The sequence below is a fragment of the Chloroflexus islandicus genome (assembly GCF_001650695.1).
GTDB lineage: Bacteria > Chloroflexota > Chloroflexia > Chloroflexales > Chloroflexaceae > Chloroflexus > Chloroflexus islandicus.
Window position 1 is genome coordinate 1 of sequence record NZ_LWQS01000121.1, and the last position, 970, is coordinate 970.

1 protein-coding gene is annotated in these 970 nt (G+C 72.8%); it reads left to right on the top strand.

Going from position 1 to position 970, the window contains the following annotated elements:
• The coding region (locus A6A03_RS19345; protein WP_156525398.1) for an N-6 DNA methylase at positions 1–970 on the top strand (970 nt) is incomplete at both ends.

A 970-nucleotide genomic window follows, 5' to 3' on the forward strand; every position in this document is an offset into this window, starting at 1 on the left:
ATGCTGCGCCTGATTTTCTTGCTCTACGCCGAGGAGCGCGGCTTGTTGCCCACCGATGCGGTCTGGGAGCAGCAGTACGCGCTGGCGAGTTTGTACGAGCAGTTGCGGGCCGATGCCGCGCTGTATCCCGATACGATGCACCACCGCTACGGGGCGTGGGCGCGGCTGCTGGTGCTGTTCCGGCTGCTGCACGACGGCGCGCCGGAGCTGGGGTTGCCGCGGCGGGCCGGCGTGCTGTTCGACCCCGACCGCTTCCCGTTCCTCGAAGGCCGCCCGCTGGGCAGCGTCCGCCAGCACGGGCAGCGGATCGCCGTCCCGCGCATTCCCGACGGGGCGGTCTATCAGGTGCTGGAGAAGCTGCTGATCCTCGACGGCGAGCGGTTGTCGTACCGGGCGCTCGATGTCGAGCAGATTGGGGCGGTGTACGAGACGATGATGGGCTTCCGGCTGGCAGTGGCGACCGGCCCGACGCTAGCGATCAAGGCCGAGCAGCGGAGCGGCGCGCCGGCCCCGATCGACCTTGCCGCGCTGCTGGCTTGCCCGCCGGGTGCGCGGGGGCAGTGGTTGCGCGAGCAGACCGGGCGCGAGCTGCCGAAGGGGGTGCTGGAGGGGGTGAAGGCGGCGCGGAGCCTTGCCGACCTGCACGCGGCGTTGCGACCGGTGGTGGACGAGCGGGCCACGCCGGACATTGCGCCGGCGGGAGCGCTGGTGTTGCAGCCGAGCGCCGAGCGGCGGCGGTCGGGGTCGCACTACACGCCGCGGGCGTTGAGCGAGCCGATCGTGCGCGAGACGCTGGCGCCGGTGTTGGCGCGGTTGCGCGGCGCCGATGGCGCGCCGCCGCGTCCGGAGCAGCTTTTAGGGTTGGCGGTGTGCGACCCGGCGATGGGGTCGGGGGCGTTTTTGGTCGAGGCCTGCCGGCAGGTAGGCGAGGCGCTGGTGGCGGCGTGGCGGGTGCATGGCGGGCGACCGC